At 41.4% G+C, this 23,770-nt stretch carries 22 protein-coding genes; 10 read left to right on the plus strand and 12 right to left on the minus strand.

Features of this window, described 5'->3' with window-relative positions; translation table 11 throughout:
• Positions 1-235: 235 nt before the first annotated feature.
• The 4 genes from AC0L6R_RS24130 to AC0L6R_RS24145 are packed head-to-tail and all read right to left on the minus strand — an operon-like array spanning position 236 to position 3,926.
• Positions 236-463 (minus strand): phosphoribosylformylglycinamidine synthase subunit PurQ, encoded by a 228-nt coding sequence (locus tag AC0L6R_RS24130; protein WP_473273465.1) that lies wholly within the window; start codon positions 461-463, stop codon positions 236-238.
• Entirely contained in the window at positions 387-3,452 is a 3,066-nt protein-coding gene (gene purL / locus AC0L6R_RS24135) for a phosphoribosylformylglycinamidine synthase (RefSeq protein ID WP_473273488.1), read from the minus strand. The genes AC0L6R_RS24130 and purL overlap by 77 nt, the downstream gene beginning before the upstream one ends.
• Complete coding sequence (locus AC0L6R_RS24140; RefSeq protein WP_473273466.1) at positions 3,386-3,676, minus strand: hypothetical protein; 291 nt, start codon at positions 3,674-3,676, stop codon at positions 3,386-3,388. Before AC0L6R_RS24140 ends, purL begins: the two co-directional genes overlap by 67 nt.
• Positions 3,669-3,926, minus strand: a complete 258-nt coding sequence (locus tag AC0L6R_RS24145; protein WP_473273467.1) for a hypothetical protein — start codon at positions 3,924-3,926, stop codon at positions 3,669-3,671. The genes AC0L6R_RS24140 and AC0L6R_RS24145 overlap by 8 nt, the downstream gene beginning before the upstream one ends.
• Positions 3,927-4,509: 583 nt before the next feature.
• Here AC0L6R_RS24145 and AC0L6R_RS24150 point away from each other — a divergent pair.
• From AC0L6R_RS24150 to AC0L6R_RS24175, 6 genes are all read left to right on the plus strand, one after another.
• Complete coding sequence (locus AC0L6R_RS24150) at positions 4,510-5,109, plus strand: TetR/AcrR family transcriptional regulator (protein WP_283413925.1); 600 nt, start codon at positions 4,510-4,512, stop codon at positions 5,107-5,109.
• 66 nt (positions 5,110-5,175) lie between these two features.
• Positions 5,176-6,255: a TolC family protein gene (locus AC0L6R_RS24155; protein WP_473273468.1), complete on the plus strand. Its 1,080-nt coding sequence runs from the start codon at positions 5,176-5,178 to the stop codon at positions 6,253-6,255.
• A gap of 18 nt (positions 6,256-6,273) precedes the next feature.
• Positions 6,274-6,561 carry a TolC family protein gene (locus tag AC0L6R_RS24160; RefSeq protein WP_473273469.1) on the plus strand — a complete coding sequence of 96 codons (288 nt, stop codon included), beginning with the start codon at positions 6,274-6,276 and terminating at the stop codon, positions 6,559-6,561.
• A 56-nt stretch (positions 6,562-6,617) separates the two neighbouring features.
• The gene (locus AC0L6R_RS24165; RefSeq protein WP_283413927.1) at positions 6,618-7,751 is read left to right on the plus strand and encodes an efflux RND transporter periplasmic adaptor subunit; all 1,134 of its coding nucleotides are present in this window, start codon (positions 6,618-6,620) and stop codon (positions 7,749-7,751) included.
• Positions 7,752-7,755: 4 nt separating this feature from the next.
• On the plus strand, positions 7,756-11,160 hold the full coding sequence (locus AC0L6R_RS24170; protein ID WP_473273470.1) for an efflux RND transporter permease subunit: 3,405 nt from the start codon (positions 7,756-7,758) through the stop codon (positions 11,158-11,160).
• 139 nt (positions 11,161-11,299) lie between these two features.
• Entirely contained in the window at positions 11,300-11,800 is a 501-nt protein-coding gene (locus AC0L6R_RS24175) for a UpxY family transcription antiterminator (protein ID WP_473273471.1), read from the plus strand.
• Positions 11,801-11,864: 64 nt separating this feature from the next.
• On the opposite strand, the gene AC0L6R_RS24180 is transcribed toward AC0L6R_RS24175, so the two are convergent.
• The 7 genes from AC0L6R_RS24180 to AC0L6R_RS24210 all read right to left on the minus strand — a co-directional run bounded on the left by AC0L6R_RS24180 (position 11,865) and on the right by AC0L6R_RS24210 (position 18,828).
• Positions 11,865-12,569: a hypothetical protein gene (locus AC0L6R_RS24180; protein WP_473273472.1), complete on the minus strand. Its 705-nt coding sequence runs from the start codon at positions 12,567-12,569 to the stop codon at positions 11,865-11,867.
• Positions 12,570-12,706: 137 nt separating this feature from the next.
• On the minus strand, positions 12,707-12,895 hold the full coding sequence (xseB, locus tag AC0L6R_RS24185) for an exodeoxyribonuclease VII small subunit (protein WP_283413931.1): 189 nt from the start codon (positions 12,893-12,895) through the stop codon (positions 12,707-12,709).
• Entirely contained in the window at positions 12,892-13,800 is a 909-nt protein-coding gene (gene xseA / locus AC0L6R_RS24190; protein ID WP_473273473.1) for an exodeoxyribonuclease VII large subunit, read from the minus strand. The genes xseB and xseA overlap by 4 nt, the downstream gene beginning before the upstream one ends.
• On the minus strand, positions 13,788-14,201 hold the full coding sequence (locus tag AC0L6R_RS24195; RefSeq protein WP_473273474.1) for an exodeoxyribonuclease VII large subunit: 414 nt from the start codon (positions 14,199-14,201) through the stop codon (positions 13,788-13,790). The genes xseA and AC0L6R_RS24195 overlap by 13 nt, the downstream gene beginning before the upstream one ends.
• Before the next feature lie 2 nt (positions 14,202-14,203).
• Complete coding sequence (gene dapA, locus AC0L6R_RS24200; protein ID WP_473273475.1) at positions 14,204-15,067, minus strand: 4-hydroxy-tetrahydrodipicolinate synthase; 864 nt, start codon at positions 15,065-15,067, stop codon at positions 14,204-14,206.
• Between the two features lie 148 nt (positions 15,068-15,215).
• Positions 15,216-17,669 (minus strand): NAD-dependent DNA ligase LigA, encoded by a 2,454-nt coding sequence (ligA, locus tag AC0L6R_RS24205; protein WP_473273476.1) that lies wholly within the window; start codon positions 17,667-17,669, stop codon positions 15,216-15,218.
• 154 nt (positions 17,670-17,823) lie between these two features.
• Positions 17,824-18,828, minus strand: coding sequence for a hypothetical protein (locus AC0L6R_RS24210; RefSeq protein WP_473273477.1), 1,005 nt, complete (start codon positions 18,826-18,828; stop codon positions 17,824-17,826).
• A gap of 174 nt (positions 18,829-19,002) precedes the next feature.
• Between AC0L6R_RS24210 and AC0L6R_RS24215 the strand changes: the two genes are divergently transcribed.
• The 4 genes from AC0L6R_RS24215 to AC0L6R_RS24230 all read left to right on the plus strand — a co-directional run bounded on the left by AC0L6R_RS24215 (position 19,003) and on the right by AC0L6R_RS24230 (position 22,664).
• Positions 19,003-19,656 carry a TetR/AcrR family transcriptional regulator gene (locus AC0L6R_RS24215; protein WP_473273478.1) on the plus strand — a complete coding sequence of 218 codons (654 nt, stop codon included), beginning with the start codon at positions 19,003-19,005 and terminating at the stop codon, positions 19,654-19,656.
• A gap of 97 nt (positions 19,657-19,753) precedes the next feature.
• Positions 19,754-21,814, plus strand: a complete 2,061-nt coding sequence (gene metG, locus AC0L6R_RS24220) for a methionine--tRNA ligase (RefSeq protein ID WP_473273479.1) — start codon at positions 19,754-19,756, stop codon at positions 21,812-21,814.
• A gap of 136 nt (positions 21,815-21,950) precedes the next feature.
• A complete protein-coding gene (locus tag AC0L6R_RS24225; protein ID WP_473273480.1) occupies positions 21,951-22,349 on the plus strand; it encodes a nucleotidyltransferase substrate binding protein in 399 nt (132 codons plus the stop codon).
• A gap of 21 nt (positions 22,350-22,370) precedes the next feature.
• Positions 22,371-22,664: a nucleotidyltransferase family protein gene (locus tag AC0L6R_RS24230; protein WP_473273481.1), complete on the plus strand. Its 294-nt coding sequence runs from the start codon at positions 22,371-22,373 to the stop codon at positions 22,662-22,664.
• A 145-nt stretch (positions 22,665-22,809) separates the two neighbouring features.
• Here AC0L6R_RS24230 and AC0L6R_RS24235 read toward each other — a convergent pair whose 3' ends face one another.
• Entirely contained in the window at positions 22,810-23,715 is a 906-nt protein-coding gene (locus AC0L6R_RS24235) for a YitT family protein (RefSeq protein ID WP_283413940.1), read from the minus strand.
• Positions 23,716-23,770: the final 55 nt, after the last annotated feature.

Consider the following 23,770-nt stretch of genomic DNA (forward strand, 5'->3'; position numbering starts at 1 on the left):
GAAGGCGTAGTTACAAACTACCCTTAGATAACGATCGGACTACACCCAGACGGGGGGCTGCCGGCAAGCATTAATTCTCATAAAAAAATCCCTCAGATTGCTCTAAGGGATTTATAAGTCAAATTCAAAAGTGTTCGAATCCTAATTTACGGCTGAAGTTCAAGTCAATCTCGTAAATCCAATATCGTAATTCGTAAATATCGAATGCTGAACTTCGAATCCTGAATAGCGAAGTTTAGGAAGTATGTTCTTCCACCCAAAGGCATGCATTCACAAAAGCCTCCATCCATGGCGTAAAGTCGTCTTTTCTGTCAGCTGGATAATGTGCCCAGTTCCAAGGCTTCAGGCTTCGCTCGATATGTGGCATGATAGCCAGGTGACGACCGTCAGCCGATGCGATACCTGCGGTTGCATGATCGGAACCGTTTGGATTGCCTGGGTAAGCTTCGTAGCTGTATTTCATTGCGAAGTTGTAGTCGCTTGCGGATTGAGGAAGTGCAAACTTGCCTTCTCCGTGTGCTACCCATACGCCTAGTCTCTGTCCCGCTAAGTGATCCTAGCATCACAGATTCGTTTTGTGGGATGGTTACGTTCACGAAAGTAGATTCAAACTTATGGGATGCATTGTGAAGCATCTTTGGTTTGTCGGCATGATCAGGAGTGACCAGGCCTAGTTCTACCATCAGTTGGCAACCGTTACATACGCCCAAACTCAAGGTGTCAGGTCTAGCGTAGAAGTTGTCCAGCGCCTGCTTAGCCTTAGGATTGTATAGGAAGGCACCTGCCCAGCCTTTGGCCGAACCTAGTACATCGGAGTTGGAGAATCCACCCACAAAGACGATCATCTGTACATCTTCCAGGTTTTCACGACCTGCGATCAGATCGGTCATGTGAATGTCTTTCACTTCGAAGCCAGCCAACCAAAGGGAGTAAGCCATCTCACGATCGCCATTCACACCTTTTTCACGTATAATCGCTGCTTTCGCCTTGCCTTTGGTAGTGCGGAAAGGATCTAGTCCAGCAGTTGCAAAACTACCTTTCCAGCCTTCAGCAAACTCAAATGCAAGCGGCTGATTTTTATAATTGTCAAAGCGGTCTTTCGCTAGTTGCTCTCCACTTTGCTTTCTGTCTAATAAGTAAGAAGACCTGAACCATACATCACGAAGCTCAGCGATATCAAGCGTCAGGTCTTTTCCTGCAAACTCAATGTTTCCAGAATCAGTCACTTTTGCCAGCTCCACATAATCAATGTCAGCTTCTACCAACAAGGTTTCCACTGCATGGTCTTCGGCCACCTGAATCAGGATTCCCGGATTCTCGGCAAATAGCGCTTTCACTAGATCTGCTTCATGAAGGCGATTCAGTTTTACTTTCAACCCAATATTTTGCACCGGGAAGCACATTTCCAACAGGGCTGTTACCAATCCACCTGAAGAGATGTCGTGTCCTGCCAGGATCCAAGTTTGATCGATCAAATCCTGAACTGCGGTAAATGCCTTCGCGAAATATCTAGGGTTCTTGACGTCTGGAGTTTCTGTTCCAACCTTGTTCAAGGCCTGATAGAAGCTTGATCCAGCCAGTTTGAACTCGTCCTTAGAGAAATCTATGTAGAGGATTCTGCTCCCTTTGATAGGTTTCAAGGCAGTTTTCACTGTTTTCTGTACATCAGAGCATTCACCCACGGAGGAGATAATCACTGTTCCCGGGGAGTAAACCGTTTTTCCGTCAGGATATTTCTGAGTCATGGAAAGGGAGTCTTTTCCCGTAGGGATATTCACACCCAGATCAATGGCAAACTTAGATACGGCTTCAACCGCTCTATACAATCTATCGTTTTCGCCTTTGTTTTTGGCTGGCCACATCCAGTTGGCAGAAAGGGAAATCCCCTGCAAGCCGTCCTGAATATGTGCAAAAATCAAGTTGGTCATCGCCTCAGCAATCGCTAATCGGCTACCTGCTTCCGGATCTGCCAAAGCTGCCACTGGCGCATGACCGATGGAAGTTGCGATTCCTTTGTTTCCCGTGAAATCCAAAGCCATCACAGCCACGTCATTCAGTGGAAGTTGGATCTCACCGACGGTCTGCTGCGTAGCCACACGACCTGTCACGGATCTATCTACTTTATTTGTCAACCAATCCTTACATGCTACCGCTTCCAGCTGGAGTACTTCGCGTACATAGGCTTGGATCAGGTCAGCTTCATAGCTTGCTTCCGCAAAAGTTGAGTTGGTCGTATCGTCTTCCAAAATGGTTTTAGGAGATGAACCGAACATGTAGCTCAGGTTCCAGTCCACTGGCTTCTCTCCAGTTTTGCCATTTTCGAATTTGAAATGCATATCTCCAGTTGTCTCGCCCACCACATAGAATGGCGCACGCTCACGGTCAGAGATCTGATGTAAGGTATCTACATCCTTTTTGCCAATAACCAATCCCATACGTTCTTGGGATTCGTTTCCGATGATTTCCTTAGCGGAAAGGGTAGGGTCACCCACAGGAAGTTGGTCGATGTGGATAGTTCCTCCGGCATCTTCCACCAATTCAGAAAGGCAGTTCAAATGTCCACCAGCTCCGTGATCGTGGATGGAAATGATTGGGTTGTCTTCGCTCTCAGCCATAGCGCGAATCACATTGGAAACACGCTTTTGCATCTCAGGATTGGAACGCTGAATTGCATTTAGCTCGATTGCGTTGGAAAGTTCTCCGGTGTTCAGGGAAGAAACAGCCGAACCGCCCATTCCGATTCTATAGTTGTCGCCGCCCATGATCACAATCTGATCACCGGCTTTTGGCGCATCTTTTTTAGTGTACTTGGCATTGGTGAAGCCCACGCCACCAGCCAGCATGATTACCTTATCAAAACCGTGGTGCTTGCCGTCTTCCTCATGCTCGAAAGTCAAAAGAGATCCGGAGATCAGCGGTTGACCGAATTTGTTTCCGAAATCAGAAGCTCCGTTGGAAGCTTTGATCAGGATATCCATAGGCGTTTGGTATAGCCAAGGACGTTCTTCCAACTTGCTTTCCCAAGATCTTCCTTTCTCGGAACGAGGATAAGAAGTCATATAAACTGCCGTTCCTGCCAAAGGAATAGAGGCAGTTCCGCCAGCCATACGGTCTCTGATTTCTCCACCAGCTCCAGTGGCCGCACCGTTAAATGGCTCTACGGTAGTTGGGAAGTTGTGTGTTTCAGCTTTCAGGGAGATAACCGTATCGATGTCACGGGTTTCGAAGAAGTCCGCTTGATGCGCTGTTTTCGGTGCGAATTGCTGTGCTTTTGGTCCGGCTACAAAGGCCACATTGTCCTTGTAGGCAGAAGCGATACGGTTAGGATGCGCTTTGGAAGTTTCTTTGATCAATTGAAAAAGCGTCTGTGGCTTTTCTACTCCGTCTATGATAAACGTACCGTTAAAAATCTTGTGACGGCAGTGCTCTCCGAGTTCTTCACTTGGGAAAATCCGAAAACCTCAGAATCCGTCAGTGGACGCTCTAGTTGCTTGGAAACATTGTCCAGGTAATCCACTTCTACCTGGCTGAGTGCCAAGCCATGCTCTTTATTATAGGCAGCGATATCGTGGATTTCTACGATCGCTTCCGGCTGCAGGTGAATATCAAAGATTTCCTGATCTATTCCCTCGTATGCTTTTTGTAGCATAGGGTCGATCTGGTCACCTTCATTCATCGGGAAAAACTCCTCGATACGAATTACGCCTGGAATCTCCGATGTTTGCAGTGATTTCCACGGCGTTAGTTGACCATGGAGTAATCATTTCCTTGCGAGGTCCTGAGTATTTTCCGGAAAGTGATGGTGTGTTGATGGCTGTAGCTCCGCCGAAAAGCCAAGTCAGCTTTTCTAGGTCTTCTGGAGCGAAAGGTTGTGGAGATTGTACAGCGTAAACGGTTTTTAGAGGGGATTCAAAGAAGAAAATCATGTCCTTTGGCTGGTAAGATGCAAAGGTACGGAATTGAGAGGTAGATTGAAAAATTTGAAAATTGAAAGATTGAAAAATATACTGATCAGTTTTCAGTGGTGAGTCTCAGTTTTCAGTTCGAGAGGAGAGAGGATTTGTTAGTGCAAAAGCAATCTGTTTTGATTTACGAAATATGAAATACGATTTACGGGATTTCCGAGGAGTTGAGCGAATCTTGAATAGTTAGTCTCGTGCCTATTACCATGCAGTCTTCAGGCTGCGAAGTTTTGAAATTGAAATACGAAGTCAGAAGACTTCAAAACAGAAGATCCAAGCCCGTCTGAGATCGGACAGATCTGAAGACTTGAACCAACCTGTTTCTCAAATCTTATGTTTAAGGTCTTGCTACTTAATACTGGTGTCTTGCTACCAATTCCTCTCCACTGAAAATTCCAAAATCCAAAGAATATGTCCGCTTTCGCGCGCTTTTCTGAATTGTACTTTTATTAATGCCAAATATAGTTCGTTTTTGATACGGCAGAAACTTTCAAGTAGATGAAAGTTTCCGTAGTTTTGCGCCCGGATTACAAGTTGATTAAAGTAAATGAGAGAGAAGATTTTAGAAATAGCAAGTGAGCAATTTAGCCAGTATGGTGTAAGAGCCATTACCATGGAGGATATTGCGCGCTTGGCTGGAATATCCAAGAAAACCATCTACCAAGAATTCAAAGATAAAAAAGAGCTAGTGATGGAGACTTTTTCTTTGGCACTAAAGGAAGATCAAGAATCATTAAACAAGATTTTGGAACAAGAAGATGGGGTGATTGAACATTTAATGTTTACCTCCAGAATGGTTCGTGAGCGCCTTGCTACCTTGAACCCTATGGTGTTGCTCGAAATTCAAAAGTATTTTCCTGAGGTGTGGGAAATGTTTAATGAGTTCAAACAGAATGTTATTGTGACAGATATCGTCAATGTGATAGAGAAAGGCAAGACTCTTGGCTATTTTCGCCCTGAAATAAACGCTAAAGTCTTGGCAAATATGCGCGTTGATCAAATTACGGCTGCTATGAACCCTACCAATTACAATAGAAATGATTATAGCTTATTATCTCTGCATGTGGAGATGCTAGATCATTTTTTACATGGTATCTTTACCGAAAAAGGCAGGCAATCATATTTGCAACATCAGAATTCAGTTTAATACCCTTTCGAAAATCAGCTCATTCACCTAATAAAATAGAGTACAGATCCCTTTTAGAACTATATCATGTTTAAATCAAAGCTTTATTTACTAACGATTCTAGCCTTTAGCATTTTCAAGTTGGATGCAAATGCTCAAGAGGTTCAGCCTTTGGAGACACTGCAGCTCAACCTCAAGGAGACGCTGCAATATGCTTTAGAGAATAATGTAGATGCCAAGAATGCCAAGCTGGAAGTGATGGTGTCTCAGACTACAATTAAGGAGGAGACGGCGGCTGGATTACCCCAGATAAACGGAACTGTAGGGATAAATTATAACCCATTGGTGCAGGTGGTATTCCTGCCAAATGAGCCACCTTTCGGTGATCCTACCAATCCTTCTGATGTAATACCTGCACGATTTGGAGTAAACTATTCAGCAAATGCAGGAGTTAATTTGACTCAAATGATATTTGATGGGTCTTTTTTCGTTGGCTTAAGAGCTGCAAAAACCTACAAAGCATTGACTGAATTTGACAAGGTAAAGGTGGAGAACGATGTCATTGAAAATGTGAAAAAAGCATACTTCGGGGTTTTGGTCAATGCAGAACGAATTAAGCTTTCGCAGGCGAATCTAACTAGAATTGATTCACTTCTGGAAGAAACAAAAGCCCTGAATCAAGCTGGATTCACAGAAAAAGTTGACGTTTCCAGGATTCAGGTTCAACGAAACAATACCTTTTCCCAATTAAAGCGTAGCATCACTGCCTATGATATCTCTAAGCAACTTTTGAAAATCCAGCTTGGGCTTCCGAAAAATTACGACATCGTTATCACTGAAACCTTAGCTGAGCTTAATCCTGAAGAAGACATAGCCGCTCTTCAAACTATGGAAGGAATGCACAGAGTGGAAATGGATCAGTTGGAAACCAACCTAGAATTGGCCCAGCTGGATCTTAAGTATAATACATCTCAATACATGCCGACGTTGGATCTCAGTGCTAATTTCAATAGATCAGGTGCAGGGGATTCATTCAATACACTTTTCAAATCGATAAATTGGTTCAGTTCTTCGATGATAGGGGTGTCGATGAACATTCCGATTTTTGACGGATTATCAAAAAGCGCGAGAATTCAGCGTAATAGAATTCGACTGCAGGAGTGCTAGTAAAACCAAAGATTCTATTTGGGACAGAATATTCAATTAGAGATTTATCAAGCAAAGCAAAATCTAGCGAATGATTTGGAAGTATTGGCTGTGCAAAAAGAAAGTATGGCACTAGCTCAAGAAGTGTACGACATTTCCAAAATCAAATATAATGAAGGTGTAGGCTCCAACTTAGAAGTAGTAGAAGCTGATGCGGCATTAATAGAATCAGAAATCAATTACCTCGGTGCTCTTTACGATGGCCTAATTTCCAAAGTTGACTTGGAAAAGGCGCTGGGGATTTTAAAAGAAGGAATCATTGACTAAACCGACCTTCTCTTTCTAGCAAGAGAATCATTCAATCACGACAATATCACTATATCATGAACGCAACATATAAATTTTTACCCTTGATCGCACTTGCTTTGGTTGGCATTTCCTGTGCTTCTGAAGACGGAGTAGAGGCTAAAAAAGCTGAATTGGAAAAGCTTAAAACGGAGTCAAACGAAATTACCAATCAAATTAAGGAGTTGGAGGCGGAGTTGATTCAGCTTGATCCTGAGTTTGCGAAAGCAAATCATAAATCGATTCTGATCACTACAGCTCAGGCTAAGAAGGGAAGATTTGAGCATTACGTAGAAGTTACCGGATCGGTGCTTTCCAAAAAGAACGTAAGCATCAGTGCAGAGACCTCCGGTAGAATTCTGGAAGTGCCGGCGATGGAAGGGATGAGAGTGGCGAAAGGCGAAGTCTTGGCAAGAATCGACTCAGAATCCATTCAGAGATCAATCGATGAGTTGGAGAATACCTTAGACCTTGCTACCACGCTGTTTGAAAAGCAAGATCGACTTTGGAAGCAGCAGATCGGAACTGAAGTTCAGTACTTGGAAGCTAAAAACAGGAAAGAAGGACTCGAGAGAAACTTGGCTTCTTTGAAAACTGAATTGTCTAAGTCGGTAATTCGTGCGCCTTTCTCTGGTACTATAGAAACTGTTCAAGTGAGGTTGGGAGAATTGGTTCAGCCTGGTGCTCCGATGTTTCAATTTGTGGGTGAAAGTGATTTATTTATTGAGGCAGATATTTCAGAGTCCTATGTGGGAGTTTTGGCTAAAGGAGACTCAGTGGATGTGAACTTTCCATCGATCAATAAAGATATTCAGACCAAGGTGTCTGCTGTAGGTGCAATCATCAACCCAAATAACAGAACATTCAAAGTGGAGGTTTATCTCCCGAATATGCCGATGGTGAAGCCAAATATGATTTCTGTTTTGAAAATCCAGGATTATGAAAATAATAACGCAGTGACTGTACCAAGTTATTTGATTCTGAGTGACAACAAGGGTGATTACATCTTTGTGGTAGAAGAAGGGATTGCTAAGAAAAAATATGTGGAGCGAGGAAAGACTTTTGATAAGGATACTGAAATCCTAGCAGGTTTAGAAGGCAATGAAGTGCTTGTAGATAAAGGCTTCAGAGAAGTAGGAGATAATTTCAATGTGAATATAGCTCAGTTGTAAAAAGATGTCGGAAAATCAAAAACCAATAAAAACACGAGAGTTTGGGTTATCCAGTTTATCTGTAGATAACTCCACCTCAGTGGTGATCCTTACACTGATCATTTCTTTTCTTGGCTTAAGTGCTTATCGCAATATGCCAAAGGAGAGTTTTCCGGAGATTGTAATACCTACAGTCTATGTGGGCACACCTTATCCTGGGAATTCCCCAGTGGATATGGAAAATCTAATCACCAGACCGATTGAAAAGGAGCTCAAATCTATCAATGACGTAAAGGATATCACTTCCACATCAGTTCAGGATTTTTCCTCTATAGTAGTAGAGTTCAATCCAGGTGTGGAAATCTCTAAGGCGATACAGGATGTAAAGGATGCTGTAGATAAATCAAAGAGCGAATTACCTACAGACTTGGATCAAGATCCAAATGTATTGGAGATCAATACCTCCGATTTCCCGATCATGAATGTGAATATTTCGGGTAATTACTCAGAAGCAGAATTGAAGAAATTTGGGGAATATCTAGAGGATGAGATTGAGAAACTTGCAGAAATATCCAAGGCCGACTTAGCTGGGACTGTAGAGCGTGAGATTCAAATCAACGCCGATCCCTATAAAATGGAATCAGTTGGGGTGAGTTTTGGTGATATTTCCTCTGCGATTCAGTCAGAAAATGTAACGATCTCAGGAGGAAATATTCGTGCTGGAGATTTTCAACGCACCCTACGTGTTGATGGTGAATTTACAGATCCTATGGATTTGTTGGATATTATCGTCAAAACTGATAATCAGAAGATCGTTTATCTACGGGATATAGCAGAGGTTAAAGATACCTATAAAGAGAGAACGTCTTATGCCAGAAGCAAGAATCTACCGGTAGTCACGATCAACGTGGTGAAACGTAGTGGAGAGAACTTGTTGAATGCTGCAGATAAAATCAAGGAGATAATAGATGAAACTAAAGCAAATAGGTTTCCCCCGGATCTCGAAATTACTATTACAAACGATCAGTCTAAAGCGACCAGACTTCAAGTTTCTGATTTGGAAAACTCCATCATTTTTGGGGTGATTCTAGTGGTGTTGGTATTGATGTTTTTCCTAGGTTTCAGGAACGCACTTTTTGTAGGTATCGCGATCCCACTTTCCATGTTTATTTCATTCTTGGTGCTGAATGCATTTGGGATTACACTGAACCTCATGGTGCTTTTCTCTTTGATTCTTGCACTGGGTATGCTGGTGGATAATGGTATTGTGGTGGTAGAGAATATCTATCGATTGATGTCCGAAGGAAAGAGCGCTGTGCAAGCAGCAAAAGAAGGTGTGGGAGAAGTAGCCTGGCCGATTATAACCTCTACTGCTACTACGCTGGCTGCATTCCTTCCACTGGCTTTTTGGCAGGATACGGTAGGGGAGTTTATGAAGTTCCTTCCTATTACCTTGATTATCGTATTATCATCTTCCCTTTTTGTAGCGCTGGTTATAAATCCAGTGTTGACCGCGCTATATATGAAAGTTGAGGATGTGACAAAAGATAAGCCGAAGCAAAAATCCATCATTGTAGCAGGGGTTTTATTGGTTTTCTCTGCACTGTTTTATCTGATAGGTTGGACAGCTTTCGGTTCTTTGATGCTCATTGGTTCCTTGCTGACTGTCTTCAATGTCTTTCTGCTTAGAAAGGCAATCCGATGGTTTCAGACAGTATTTTTGGTTAAGTTGGAAAACATGTATGAGTCTATATTGACTTATGCGCTCAATGGTAAAAAGCCCTATGGGTTCTTAGGCGGGACTGTCTTATTACTAGTTTTATCCCTGATGTTGCTTGTAGTTAGAGCTCCTGAGGTACTCTTTTTTCCAGATAACCAGCCGCAGCTGATCAATGTCTTTGTGGAATTTCCAATCGGAACGGATATAGAAGCCACAAATGACTTTGTGGACGAAATGGAAGACGAACTAATGGTGGCGCTAGCAGATTATGAGGATATTTTGGAGTCTGTTATTTCCCAGGTTGGCGAAGGTACAGGCGATCCAATTGAGGGGCCGAGCAATCAGCCAACTCCGCACAAAGCCAAGATCACCATAGGATTTGTTGATTACATCGACAGACAAGGCGTAAATACGAATGGTGCTATGGAAGTGATTCGTGACTTGGCTGTGAAATATCCGGGTGTTTTGGTGACTGTAGATAAGCAGAGAAATGGACCTCCAGTAGGAAAAGCTATCAATTTGGAGTTTGCTGGAGAAGATTATGATCAGTTGATTGCTTTTGTCAACAAAACAAGAGAATACCTAAACGATCAAAATATTCCGGGTGTTGAAGAATTGAAGTCTGATTTGTCACTTGGCAACCCAGAAGTTATTTTGGATATAGATCGTGAAAAAGCTAGGAGATTTGGGCTTTCCACATCCCAAATAGCAACTGACCTTAGGACTGCGCTTTTTGGTTTGGAAGTTTCCAAATACAAAGAAGGAGAGGATGATTATCCTATTCAGCTGAGGTTAAAAGAAGGTTTTAGATACGATATCAATACCTTGGTCAATAAGAAGATTGGCTTTAGAGATAAGTTTGGTGAGAAACGAGAAGTGCCTATATCAGCGGTAGCTGAAGTGAAATATGGTTCTACCTATGGATCGGTAAAAAGAAAAGATCTAGAGAAAGCCATAACGATTTATTCCAATGTGCTCGATGGCTACAATGCCACTGTGGTGAATTCACAGATTCAAGCAGCTCTTCAAAACCACGAAGTGCCTGATGGAATTTCAGTAAAGTACACTGGTGAGCAGGAAGAGCAGCAGAAATCAATGGAGTTCTTAATGGGCGCCTTGGGAATTGCTGTTTCATTGATTTTCTTAATCATAGTGGCGCAGTTTAATTCCGTTACCACTCCATTTATTATCATGGCGTCGGTTGTTTTGAGTACCATTGGGGTGTTTTTGGGCCTAGTGATTTTCAATATGGATTTCGTTGTGATCATGACAGGTATCGGGATTATTTCCTTGGCCGGTGTTGTAGTAAACAATGCGATCGTGTTGATTGACTACACCAACTTGGTGCGTGAGCGAAAAAGAGACGAGCTTGGTATGGGGCCAAAAGAGCATTTGCCTTTCCCACTGATGATAGCAAGTATTGTGGAATCTGGTAAAACCAGACTACGTCCAGTGTTGTTGACAGCGATCACAACGGTATTAGGATTGATTCCTTTAGCGATTGGTATGAACATTAATTTCGGGACTTTGCTTAGCTCATTTGACCCACAGTTTTATGTGGGAGGGGATAACGCAGCTTTCTGGGGGCCGATGGCTTGGACGGTAATATTTGGGTTAACCTTTGCGACCTTCCTTACGTTAGTCATCGTACCAGTCATGTATTTGTTGGCAGATAAACTCAACATGAGAATCAGCAAACTTAAATCTTGATTGGATTAAGGTTGGTGGTTTTTTTTGTTAAAACCTCCGGGGCTATGTCTCGGAGGTTTTTTATGTTTTGAGGGATATATTTTTTCCCTTTCAAGCATGGAATTTGTAAGTTCGCCATCCCAAATAGTTGAATGAAGAGATGGAAGAACTAAAGTGGTATGTGATGTACACAACTTCACGATCTGAAAAGAAAGTGGCAGATAGATTGAAGGAAAGAGGCTTTGAAGTCTATTTGCCGATGATTGAGGAGCTGCGGCAATGGTCGGACCGTAAGAAGAAAGTGCAAAGAGCCATGTTCAATGGGTATGTTTTCGTTAAAACGAAACGAAACCAACTTTGGGAATGTCTACAGGTTCCTGGAGCAGTTAAATTTGTTCATTTTTCCGGGAATCATGCCACTGTACGAGAAGAAGATCTGGATATTATTAAGCGGGTTATAGAAACTGGTGTAGGCGTTGAATCTGACGGGTCTAGTATTGATCCAGGAGAAAAAGTACTAGTCATCGGTGGGCCTCTTCAGAATATGACTGGAGAAGTCATTGAGAAAGGAAATAAGGATTACTTCCTGATTAGAATTCCTGGTATTTACCAAAATCTGCTAATCTCCCTTCCTCGGAAATTTTTAGAGGTGACTTCCTAAACAAACGAAAGCCCGTTCTTCAGAGATGAACGGGCTTTCTTTTCAATGTGTCTTGTATGGTTTTTTAATCCTTAAACTGGGAGAAGAAATATCTTCTATAAACGATTTGTCCCTGTACCAGATGGTCTCCAAATCTATTGAAACCTACATTTCCATCTAGGTTGTCGGTGAAAGTTGCTAGCAAGGTCCCTTCCAAAGCAATGTCTGAATACGGCCCAAGCGTATAGCTCACTCCGCCTCTGACTGGTACATAACCTGTGGTGATTTTTTCATTGGTCGGTATTTCATCTTCACTAAAAGATTTGGTTTGATCTGTGTTTGCATGCATTACTCCAAGGCCAAGGCCAATGTAGAAATTAAACATGCTTCTGTTCATATGATTTCCAAAAGGGACAACATACATACTTGGCATAATGTCAAAATAATAAACAGATCCTACTGCGGTAAATGCTGAATTGTTCGCGGCCCATATATCGGTTACAGCCTTGTTAGGGTCACCTCCACTAGAGATCCATTGTAAGCCACCAGTTGCCCTTACCTCAAATCGGTCATTTAGCCTTTTGGTCAATGAAGCAGAAATTGAAGGCTTTATTTCAAAATTTATAGCTCGGTATTGTCCACCATTATCCATATAAGCGAAAGAAGGACCAACCCCAATGCTCAGAATATTGTCTCTCGAATTTTTCTCTTTATAAAAGCTCTGGGCCGGTAAATTTATACTGGCAAAAAGAAATATAACTAGTGCGGAAAGCTTGAAAAGAGTTGACATAATAGAGATTCCTAAATAAGTGAAATGACCTTAGCGTAGGACTTGATTGCAAATTTGGCAACAAATATGCCAATACCCTGCATGGAATTATATTTAAAACAGATAAAAGCGGAAAAAAGTATATTTTAAATAAAAATTTAAGCGCCTTCAAAGGCTTTTTTGATGTCCTCCTCTGTGGTTTTTAGCTTAGTTCTGCAGGATTTCACGAGCTCAGCCGCTTCTTTTACTAGTGCAGAAAGTTCGTCAACACTTTTCTTTCCTTCCTCTAGCTCCGCCAATATTGTCTCCAATCGGCTCATAGCTTCATTGTACTTTAGTTCACTCATTTTTCCTCAATTTGTGTAATTGTGCTGCTGATTTTATACTTGGACGTATGGGTTTGCAAATTATCCCCAAGCTGGATTTTTGCAGTATTAATGGGCTTTCCATAGATTTCTGAGCGCGTGTATCCTCTGGCTAATATGGAGGCTGGATCCAATTGGCGAAGCAAAGATTCCTTGGAGTCTAGGTTTTGCTTTTCCTTTTTCAAAAAAGTATCCAATCCCCGAATCATGTTTTTCTCAAATGAAGCCAAGTTGTTTTCCTGAATCTGAAGTATGTTTCTTCCAGAAATTCGGATGCGAGTAATCGAAGAATTTAACTTCTCTGCTTCAAGTTTCAGTCGGCTTTCCGCCAAAGCCTTTATCTGATGAGAGGTTTGATGGATTCTGTTTTGCTCTTCGGCAAGTTTTTGTCGCGTTGCCCGATCCAGACGAAGCATTGCCAATCCAAGATTCTCTTCAAATTCCCGAAAGCCTGAAAGTAAAAACTCGGCCACTGCTGTTGGGGTCTTGAGTTTGGTGTGTGCCACCAAATCTGCAATGCTTTCATCCCGCTCATGCCCGATTCCAGTTAAGACCGGAAGCGGGAAATTTGCAATTTTGGCAGCAAGCCTGTAATCATCAAAGCAATCCAAATCCAATTGTGCACCACCACCCCGTATTATTACGACGGCTTCTATTCCCAGCTCTTCTTTTACCCCATCTATTTCATCCAAGCTTCTGGTCAAAGAGACCACCGCTTCATTTCCTTGCATTGCTGAAGGAAATAGCTTGTGATACACTTGGTAACCGTAGGCATTATTTTCCAATTGATTAACAAAGTCACCGTAACCAGCTGCGGTCGGACTGCTGATAATCGCGATTCTCTGGATAACAGCAGGTAGAATATGCCTCCCATTTAGACGAAGCAAACCTTCCTGGAAAGTCTATCTATGGTTTCTTGGCGGATTCTAGCTCTTTCACCCAAGGAAAAGGAGGGGTCGATATCCTTTACATTGATGCTCAGTCCATAGACAGGATGGAAGTTCACTGCTACTTGAGCTAGTACTTTCATGCCGTTTTTGATGCTGGATCCTGTAATAGATTCAAATCTTGCTGCTACGGCTCTATAGGCAAAAGACCAAAGGTTTGCTTTGATCTTCGCTTGTACGGTATTTCCCTGCTTTTCTACTAATTCAAAATAGGCATGCCCTTGCGGAGCCTGGCGAAAATCTGCGATTTCACCGATCACCCAAATCACCGGATCCAATTCCGTCTCCAAGGCCAATTGTATCAGCCTGTTGAGTTCAGATATCGATCTGGCATTTTGCATTCTTACTTGAGTTTTTGAAATTCTGCTTTGATCTTTTGGTTTAGACCTAAGCTTGCACGTAACATGGGTAGTCTTACCTGATCGTCGCAAATTCCCATGTGACTAAGTAGATTTTTAATCCCTACAGGATTGCTTTCTTCATACATAAGGCTATTCAGCGGCAAGAGCGAAAATGCGGCCTGAAGACTTTCTTCTTCTGAACCATGGCACAAGGCTTTGAATGTCGCAGGAAGCGCATTTGCCATCACGGAGATAATTCCCGATCCGCCAATACTATAGAGAGCTTTGGTCATTAGGTCATCACCGGAAACAAGCAAGAAGTCTTTTGGCATTTTAGCAGCGATTTGCATACACTGCTCCAAGTTTCCACTAGCTTCTTTCATGCCGATGATGTTGGAATGCTCAGCGAGACTAATGGTGGTTTCGGCCGTGATGTTAGACATCGTTCTGCCTGGGATATTATACAAAATCACTGGCACTGGACAAGCATCGGCTATTGCTTTGTAATGCGCAACAATCCCTGCTTGAGTAGGTTTGTTATAATATGGGCTTACAGATAGAATTGCCGTAATACCAGTGAAATCTGTGTTTGCGATATCACTCAATACCGACATAGTATTATTGCCACCCATGCCGTAGACTACAGGCACACGTCCGGCATTGTATTCTAAACAGGCATTTAGCACTTGTTTTTTCTCTGTAGAGGTAAGCGTAACTGTCTCCCCAGTCGTACCCAAAACCACCAAATAATCCACTCCGCCGTCGATCACATGATCGATTAGACGTTTTAGTCCTTCGAAATCAATAGAGTAATCGTCATGAAATGGGGTGACAAGGGCTACGCCGGTTCCTTTAAGTTGGTGCATGGGTATAAGGTTTGGGAGGCTAAAGATAATGGGATGAGAGGAATTGACATTCTGTTTTTTGAAAAAAAGGGTTTTCTAGTATTCAGTCACAGTTTCCAGTCGCAGTTGGGGGATCACAAACTGAGACTGCGACTGATGACTATAATCTCTACATACCTATCATCTTCAAAAACTCCTCTTCGCTAATCATAGGAACGCCGAGCTTTTGAGCCTTTTCTTTTTTGCTTGGCCCCATATCTTCGCCTTCGATGATGAAATCAAGATTTTTGGAAACGGAGGAAATATATTGTCCACCATGTGCTATGACGGTGTCTTTGATTTCATCGCGTTTGAAATGCACTAATTTTCCGCTGGCTAAAATTCTCTTGCCTTCAAGTGAATTCCCAAGTTTGACCGATTCGCTTTCACTGACTTCGAAATTCAATCCGAAACCTTTCAGGCGAGTGATGATCTCTTGGTTTTTTGCCTGTGCGAAAAAGTCGTGAATACTATGAACCAGCGTTTCTCCCACACCATTAATATCTAATAACTGCTCAGAAGTAGCAGCTTCCAATTTCTCAATTGTACCAAAATGTCTGGCAAGCAACTGAGCGGTGTTCTCGCCGATATTTCTAATCCCCAATGCGAAAAGAACTTTTTCGAAAGGCTGATTTTTAGAGGCGGCAATTCCTTCCATCATGTTTTTGATGACTCCGTCCTGAAAGGTGTTTGCTTTGAGTTTTTTGATACGTTCTCTCAATTCATCTGAAAGATCCAAATTCAAACGAAGCATGATTCCGTGGACTGTTCCTTCTTTATAGCTCGCTTCCTCAATTACTTCAAAAGCTACACGACGACCCAAGAAAATCTCCAAAACAACAGCAACAGGAATGTAGTCTTCCAGTTTTGGAAACTCTGCATGATCTTTCAAAGAGTTGATTAGGATATCAACCATTCCCACATTAGAAGCAACTTTTTTATTCCACTTTCTAATTTGTACCTGAAAGTGTCGAAGAATTTCTATCATCGGAAGCTCGGTAGCTTCTTTCAGGTATTGCTGGATTTGCTTTAATGAAATCTGCTCCGTTAGGGCAAAAAGTGCCTTTTCCAACGTGATATAAAGTATACCACTTCCTTCCTTTTCATATTGGTCATGGCTCATTTCTAGCCCCAAGAGTTCTTTTTGTTTTTGCTGGAGTAAATAAATATCGGTGTAATTCTGGATGAATTTCTGATCGATTAAGGCTCGGATTCTTTCGGTTCCCAAAGAATCAATGTCCATGGCTCTTTTGGAAACGAAATGCTCAATCCTACCTAAAACTTGTGGAGGACAGGAGCTTGCATTCGGACAATAATGCTTGGCTTCCCCTTCTTTTCTTTCCAGACTAGAGCCACATTCAGGACAAACAGTAATGTATTGAATAGGTTTTGCATCAGGCTTTCTTACAGAAAGGTTGACTCCTGTAATTTTGGGGATGATTTCTCCTCCTTTTTCTACATAGACAACATCACCTTCATGGAAACCCCGCCGCTCAATTTCATTGGCATTGTGGAGAGAAGCACGCTTCACTGTGGTGCCTGCCAAACTTACAGGAGAAAGATTTGCAACGGGAGTGATGGCTCCTGTCCTTCCCACCTGATAAGTGATGGAAAGTAATTCAGTTTCCACACTTTCTGCTTTGTATTTGTAGGCTATTGCCCAGCGTGGATTTTTTGCAGTAAACCCAAGTTCTTCCCTTTGATAGTAATCATTGATTTTTAAGACCACGCCATCGGTCTCCAAAGGCAGCTTATGCCTTTTTTCTCGCCATTCTTCAATGTAGTTCAAGACATCTTGGATGGTTTGTGCCTTTTGATAAGTTTTGGAGACATTGAATCTCCACTTTTCTATCAAGTGAATCGCATCTGAATGTGTGGAAACATTTAGATTTTCTCCTAAAAGCTGATAAAAATAGCAGTTTAATCGACGCTTGGCTACGATTGAAGAATCCTGCATTTTTAGTGTTCCTGAAGCTGCATTTCTTGGGTTGGCTAATAATGCATCGCCAGCTTCTTCCCGTTGTTTATTGATCTTTTCAAATTCTTTCAAAGGCAAAAAGATCTCGCCCCGAACTTCAAATTTTGAAGGAATATCCTCTCCATAAACAGTTAATGGGATGTTTCGAATGGTTCGCACATTGGCTGTGACATCATCTCCTTTATTTCCATCTCCACGAGTGACAGCACGTACTAATTTTCTATTTTCATAAACTAAGCTGATAGCTACACCGTCAAATTTCATTTCACAGAAATACTCGTAATCTGTACTCCCTAAGCCTTTTTGTACTCGTTCGTCAAAAGCTTTCAGATCTTCAATAGTGTATGTGTTTCCCAAAGAAAGCATGCGAGTTTCATGCTTCACAGTTTTGAACTCCTTTGTAATGGTTCCACCTACTCGCTGGCTGGGGCTATCCGGGTCTAATAGATCTGGAAAATCAGTTTCTAATTGGATCAATTCTTTCAATAACTGATTAAACTTAAAATCAGAGATCTCTATCCTGCTTTCTTGATAGTAGAGGTGATTGTGGTGGTTGAGTTCCTTTGTGAGTTCAGCGATTCGGAATGCAGCTTCTAGATGAGTCATGAGATTTATAGAAAAATTAGGGCTTGTAAAAATAATATATACTTACCGCAAAGTCGCAGAGATCGCCAAGAAAGGAGAAATGGAAATGTTAATTCTATCAGATGAAAGGACAAAACATAATGAGCTGAAACATGTACGAAGGAATTATGGTGAGCTAAAAGCCAGCTTCATTTTTTGCGTCAATATTAAAATTTTGAATATCCTTTAAGAACTTTTTCCACATACTGAATTTCAAACTTCCCCCAGAATACAGTTTTGAAATGAAGCCATTTGTGATCACTCTTAATGAGGTTGATTTTTTATATGGTGCTTCTATTATGACTTGTTTGATGTCTTTTATTCGGTATTTATCATTCACCCATGGCCATACATGATTTTTTACTACTAGGTTTTTTTGGTCCATATAAAAATAGTGAAGTTGGAGGCCGAGATAACCATATAAGACACCAAACATTATAACAAGTCCTATAATTAGACCTCCAGAATTAGGATAAGTAAATACTATAAAAATTGAGAAGATTATCCATCCGTAAAGCAGAATTCCATTAAATGATAGGATATGGTTTCCACTGTATTTTGTCCTATTACTGAGATGTATAGTGTCAGTAGTGTCAACTTTCGAAGTTGCCTTAAGTGGGCTGAGCAAAATTTGATCATTGCTCTCAATTATTTGCTGGAGCGTTTTTCTGATGGCAGGCATATTTTCATAACGGGAAGCTATTAAGTCGATTTTCCTGCCAGTTTTGAGGTTAAGGATTGTTGCGTCCAAGGGGGAATTTGCAACTTGGCTTTTACCGATCAATTCAATCGTATTAATCTCGCTCCAGAGAATGGATTGCTTATTGAAAAGATTGCTGACGTTTATTCCCTTGCTATCAATCTCGATAGATTTACACATTTTTATGTAGTGAATGACGGTCCCAATAATCGCTACAAATAGAATAAGACTTCCATAGATTGGCGTTTTGAAAATTGAATTTACCTTCCCATTCTTTACATCTTCGAAGGAAATAAATATTATGAGAAGGGCGAGTGCACCCAGTAATAAAATAAGCAAGAGAGGTAATAGTATCGAGTTTACAGAATTGAACCGGCTTCTTACAATCATTTTGACCTTTGCTATCTGAATTGATGGGTTGTTTAGGTAGTCAGAATCCAAAATAGTAATTTTTTCACCTAATCTGTCAAGTAAAATTGGGTTTAAATATTTTGCTTTCGTATTATTTCCAATTTTTACAGTACCAAATATTGTTTTCTCATACGATCAGCACAGCTATGGGGAGTGACGGTAGCAGTCTATTGCATATCCTCGCATTATTTTAAACCTTTGCTGTTGATTATTTCTGCCCCTCCCATGCCTAATAAAGCCAATATTGAAAGCAAAATTCTGGATGCAGCGTACAAGCTTTTTCTGGAAAAAGGCTATCGCCATACCACTATGGACGATATCGCCCAGTTGCTAGGCATGAGCAAAAAGACACTTTATAAGTATTATCCAGGAAAATTTGAATTGCTGGCAGCTTCCTTTGAAGTGACCAAAACTAAGCTCACAGCCAAAGTGGAGGCAATTGTAGATAATCGATACATTTCATTTCCCCTGAAGCTTAAATCTACATTGACGGTGATGGCTTCCCTGCTAGGCCCAATTAATCCTGAGTTATTCGAAGACCTACGGGAACATGCGCCTGAAATTTGGGAGGGCTTGGAGCAGTACATAAAGGAATCTGCTTATATACGATTCAAACAATTGCTGGATCAAGGGATTAGTGAGGGTTTGGTTAATCCTGCTGTTAATGTCAATTTGGTCGTGATGCTTTACGCTACCGCGATACAGTCTCTTATGGACCCAAAATTCATCTCACAGTTTCCTGAGCCAATTCAACAAGGAATGAAGATTCCTCCTGCAGACATCTACGATCAGGCTATCTCTATTATTTATAAAGGCATTCTAACGGATGAGGCCCGCAATGAATTTGCAAATGCCTAAGGCAGCCTAAGCCTGATTTCCCTATCTTTGCACCCTTATTCTGCAATGAATTTTATATTTCAAAGCGGGGTTTACTATTTCGAATCTTAGAACGATTATGAGCAATACCAATTTCAAAAGATATACCATTACTTCTGCGCTTCCTTATGCGAATGGCCCACTTCACATTGGTCACTTAGCTGGATGTTACATCCCTTCAGATATTTACGTACGCTATTTGCGAAGCTTAGGCAAGGATGTGGCATACATCTGTGGTTCGGATGAGCATGGAGTTGCGATTACAATCAAAGCGAAAAAGGAAGGAAAAACTCCTCAGGAAGTGGTGGATCACTACCATCAGATCATGAAGGGGAGTTTTCAGGAATTTGGGATCAGTTTTGATCACTACTCCCGCACCTCTGCGCCAATTCATCATGAAACTGCACAGGGATTTTTTAAGGACTTGTACGAAAAAGGCGAATTTCTCGAGCAAAGTACGGAGCAATATTATGACGAGGAAGCTAATCAGTTTTTGGCAGATCGATACATAGAAGGTACCTGCCCAAAATGTGGCAATCCAAACGCGTATGGTGATCAGTGTGAGAAATGCGGCAGCTCATTGAGCCCGACAGATCTTATCAACCCAAAGTCAAAACTAAGCGGAAGAACTCCAGTATTGAAAGAAACCAAGCATTGGTTTTTGGACTTGGCAAAGTATCAGAGTTTTCTGAAAAAATGGGTGCTAGAGGATCACGCTGATGATTGGAAAAATAACGTACTGGGACAATGTAGATCATGGTTGGAAGCTGGTGATGGTTTGCAGGCTAGATCTATGACCCGTGATCTGGACTGGGGAATCAAAGTGCCTTTGCAAGACGCAGAGGGCAAAGTTCTTTACGTATGGTTTGACGCACCGATAGGATATATCTCTTCTACTAAAGAGTGGGCTGCGGAAAAAGGAATCGATTGGGAACCGTATTGGAAAGATAAAGACACCAAACTTGTGCACTTTATCGGAAAAGATAACATCGTGTTCCATTGTATTATTTTCCCTGCTATTCTCAAGACTCACGGAGAGTACATTCTTCCAGATAATGTTCCTGCAAATGAGTTTTTGAACCTGGAGGGAGATAAAATTTCTACTTCTAGAAACTGGGCAGTTTGGCTGCATGAGTATTTGGAGGAATTCCCTGGCAAGCAGGATGTGCTTCGCTATGTGCTGACTGCTAATGCTCCTGAAACTAAGGATAATGACTTTACCTGGAAGGACTTCCAAACTAGAAATAACTCAGAGCTGGTTGCTATTTACGGGAATTTCGTGAATCGTGCCGTGGTTTTGACGCATAAATACTATCAGGGAACCATCCCTCAGCGTGGAGAATTGACTGGCTATGATCAGGAGGTTTTGGATGCATTGGCAGAATTCCCTGAGAAAATTGCCGCATCCATCGAGCGATACCGTTTCCGAGAGGCTTTGGGAATTGTGATGGATTTGGCCCGCTTGGGCAATAAATACCTGGCTGATACTGAGCCTTGGAAAGTCATTAAAACTGATGAAACCCGCACTGCGACAATACTCAATATTGCCTTGAATATTGCAGCAAATCTGGCTATTGTGTCTGAGCCATTCTTGCCATTTACTGCTGGGAAACTGGTGGATCTTTTTGGAATGGATAAGATTGATTGGTCTGAAGCTGGTCAAGGTGAGCTGCTCAAAGCAGGGACTTCACTAGGAGAGATGGGATTGCTTTTCGAGAAAATCGAAGATGTAACCGTAGAAAAACAAGTACAAAAACTATTAGATGCCAAGAAGATGAATGAAGCTGAAAATGCACCTGTGACCCCAATGAAGGAGATAATCACCTACGATGATTTTGCGAAGCTGGATATGCGGGTAGTTACGATTTTGGAAGCAGAGAAAATGCCAAAATCCAAGAAGTTACTTAAACTCAAAGTTGATATGGGACTAGGTGAAAGAACAGTTCTTAGCGGTGTAGCTGAGCATTTCGAGCCAGAGTTTTTGGTAGGGAAACAAGTCACAATGCTGATCAATTTGGCCCCAAGAAAAATGATGGGAATCGACTCTGAAGGAATGATTTTGATGGCAGAAGACAAAGACGGCAAACTGAAGCTGATGGTGCCGCATGAAGGAACTGCGAGCGGATCGACGATTTCTTAAGTAGCAAGACATAAGTATCAAGTACCTAGACTTGAGAATTTAGAACCAATAGTCAAGATTTTGGAAAGGGCGAACAATTATTCGCCCTTTCTCAATTTATAACATACATCAAATAATTCCTTAAATTGATTTCTGTATGGAAAATGATATTCGTTGGAAACAGAGGTTTGAGAATTTTGCAAAAGCAGTGAAACTTTTGGAGGAGATCCAATCTCTTGATCTTGCTAAAACTTCCCAGTTGGAGAAAGAAGGAATTATTCAGCGATTTGAATTTACACTTGAGCTAGGTTGGAAAACGCTTAAGGATAGAATGGAGTCAGATGGGCTAGTTCTTACACAGATTTCTCCTAAAATGGTTGTGAAAGAGGCATTCAAAGCTAAATACATTGATCAAATTGAAATCTGGCTAAACATGATCAATGATCGAAATTTGCTCAGCCATACCTATGATTTCGCTGTAATGGAGGAGGTGATTCCAGATATTCAGAAAAAGTATTCTCCAGCACTTTCTGCTCTTTTTGATACATTATCTTAAGATTTAGTGATGAAATTTGGCTTGTCAAATTCAACGAAGGATATTCTAATTGATATTTTCAAAAAGTATCCACAAATCGCCCATGTACTTGTTTATGGCTCACGTGCCAAAGGTAATTATACTAGCAGAAGCGATTTGGATTTGGTTATTGATGATCATGAGATTGATCGATTTACCTTAGGTGAACTAATCTCAGAATTAAATGAAAGCGATTTCCCTCATACAATTGATTTACAAAGTCTAGATCGAATTCAGAATGAAAAACTGATCGATCATATTCGTCGCGTTGGAAAAACCTTTTATAAAAAGGAATGACTTTCTGTAATGCAGAGCAATCATTCAGGTAGAATTAATAGTTGAGAACCAAGATTCTAGATTCAAGAGCCAAGAAGTCGAATTTAATTCGAATTTTTTGGCTCTTTTCTCTTGATTCTAAAATCTATTGTCTAGCTACTAAAGTCTAATGTAACGGTCTCTTCTTAATCATCCCTCCTTTAGTATCCTTAATAGGGTATTGGATTACAAAGGCTTTGGAGTCAATTTTTTCTATCTCTAACAACATTTTGGTGACTTCCAGTCGAGTAATCACACAGAATAATACTTTTCTATCCGGTAGTTGATTGGCTTTGTCGCCATAGCCTCCGTCCGACTTGAGCACCGTTACTCCTCTTCCTAGATCGTGAGAAATCATTTGTTTGATGTCTTCATTGTGTGGAGACATGATCATCACACCTAAATATTCTTCTACGCCATTGATGATGAAATCTACCGTTTTGGAAGCTGAGAAGTAAGTCAGCATGGAGTACATCGCCGTTTCTATTCCTACGAATATTGCCGCAACTATAAAAAGGCAAACATTGAAAATTGTGATAAAATCCCCTACCGTTAGGCTTGATTTTCTGCTGACTGATATCGCCAATACTTCTGTGCCATCGATAACTGCACCGCCACGAATAGCGAAACCAATTCCAGACCCAAGGAAGAATCCTCCAAATACGGCAATGAGCAGTTTATCTGCAGTGATTGCTGGAACTTCTATGAAGTGTACCAAAAAAGCTAAGCCAAAGATGGCAATTGAGCTTTTTAGGGCAAACTGTAAGGAAACCTGTTTGGCACCTAACAGGATGAATGGCAAATTGACTAAGATAATAAGTACAGAAAGGTTGACTGGGGTGAGCATTTCCAGAAGTAGGGACATGCCCATTGCTCCACCGTCGAAAAAACCGTTGGGGAGCAAAAAGCCTTTCAAGCCAATACTAGCCATCACAACTCCTATAGCTATGAAAAGTCCGTCTTTGATTTGTCTCCAAATCGTAATTCTCTTTACCAGTTGATTGTCCTGAATTTTTAAAAGTCTTTTCACCATGGTTCGAAAATAGAATTTTTTAATCAACAGTTCTGCCAACAATGCAATCTAAGGC

The organism is Algoriphagus sp. 10J20-15 (genome assembly GCF_055809615.1).

Excerpts from the sequence above, each read along its gene's own strand:
- AC0L6R_RS24165 (WP_283413927.1), top strand. The coding sequence starts at position 6,618 with ATGAACGCAACATATAAATTTTTACCCTTGATCGCACTTGCTTTGGTT.
- AC0L6R_RS24175 (WP_473273471.1), top strand. The coding sequence starts at position 11,300 with ATGGAAGAACTAAAGTGGTATGTGATGTACACAACTTCACGATCTGAA.
- AC0L6R_RS24130 (WP_473273465.1), bottom strand. The coding sequence starts at position 463 with ATGAAATACAGCTACGAAGCTTACCCAGGCAATCCAAACGGTTCCGAT.
- metG (WP_473273479.1), top strand. The coding sequence starts at position 19,754 with ATGAGCAATACCAATTTCAAAAGATATACCATTACTTCTGCGCTTCCT.
- ligA (WP_473273476.1), bottom strand. The coding sequence starts at position 17,669 with ATGACTCATCTAGAAGCTGCATTCCGAATCGCTGAACTCACAAAGGAA.
- dapA (WP_473273475.1), bottom strand. The coding sequence starts at position 15,067 with ATGCACCAACTTAAAGGAACCGGCGTAGCCCTTGTCACCCCATTTCAT.
- AC0L6R_RS24150 (WP_283413925.1), top strand. The coding sequence starts at position 4,510 with ATGAGAGAGAAGATTTTAGAAATAGCAAGTGAGCAATTTAGCCAGTAT.
- xseB (WP_283413931.1), bottom strand. The coding sequence starts at position 12,895 with ATGAGTGAACTAAAGTACAATGAAGCTATGAGCCGATTGGAGACAATA.
- AC0L6R_RS24225 (WP_473273480.1), top strand. The coding sequence starts at position 21,951 with ATGGAAAATGATATTCGTTGGAAACAGAGGTTTGAGAATTTTGCAAAA.
- AC0L6R_RS24145 (WP_473273467.1), bottom strand. The coding sequence starts at position 3,926 with ATGATTTTCTTCTTTGAATCCCCTCTAAAAACCGTTTACGCTGTACAA.
- AC0L6R_RS24235 (WP_283413940.1), bottom strand. The coding sequence starts at position 23,715 with ATGGTGAAAAGACTTTTAAAAATTCAGGACAATCAACTGGTAAAGAGA.
- AC0L6R_RS24170 (WP_473273470.1), top strand. The coding sequence starts at position 7,756 with ATGTCGGAAAATCAAAAACCAATAAAAACACGAGAGTTTGGGTTATCC.
- AC0L6R_RS24180 (WP_473273472.1), bottom strand. The coding sequence starts at position 12,569 with ATGTCAACTCTTTTCAAGCTTTCCGCACTAGTTATATTTCTTTTTGCC.
- AC0L6R_RS24155 (WP_473273468.1), top strand. The coding sequence starts at position 5,176 with ATGTTTAAATCAAAGCTTTATTTACTAACGATTCTAGCCTTTAGCATT.
- AC0L6R_RS24195 (WP_473273474.1), bottom strand. The coding sequence starts at position 14,201 with ATGCAAAATGCCAGATCGATATCTGAACTCAACAGGCTGATACAATTG.
- AC0L6R_RS24140 (WP_473273466.1), bottom strand. The coding sequence starts at position 3,676 with ATGAATGAAGGTGACCAGATCGACCCTATGCTACAAAAAGCATACGAG.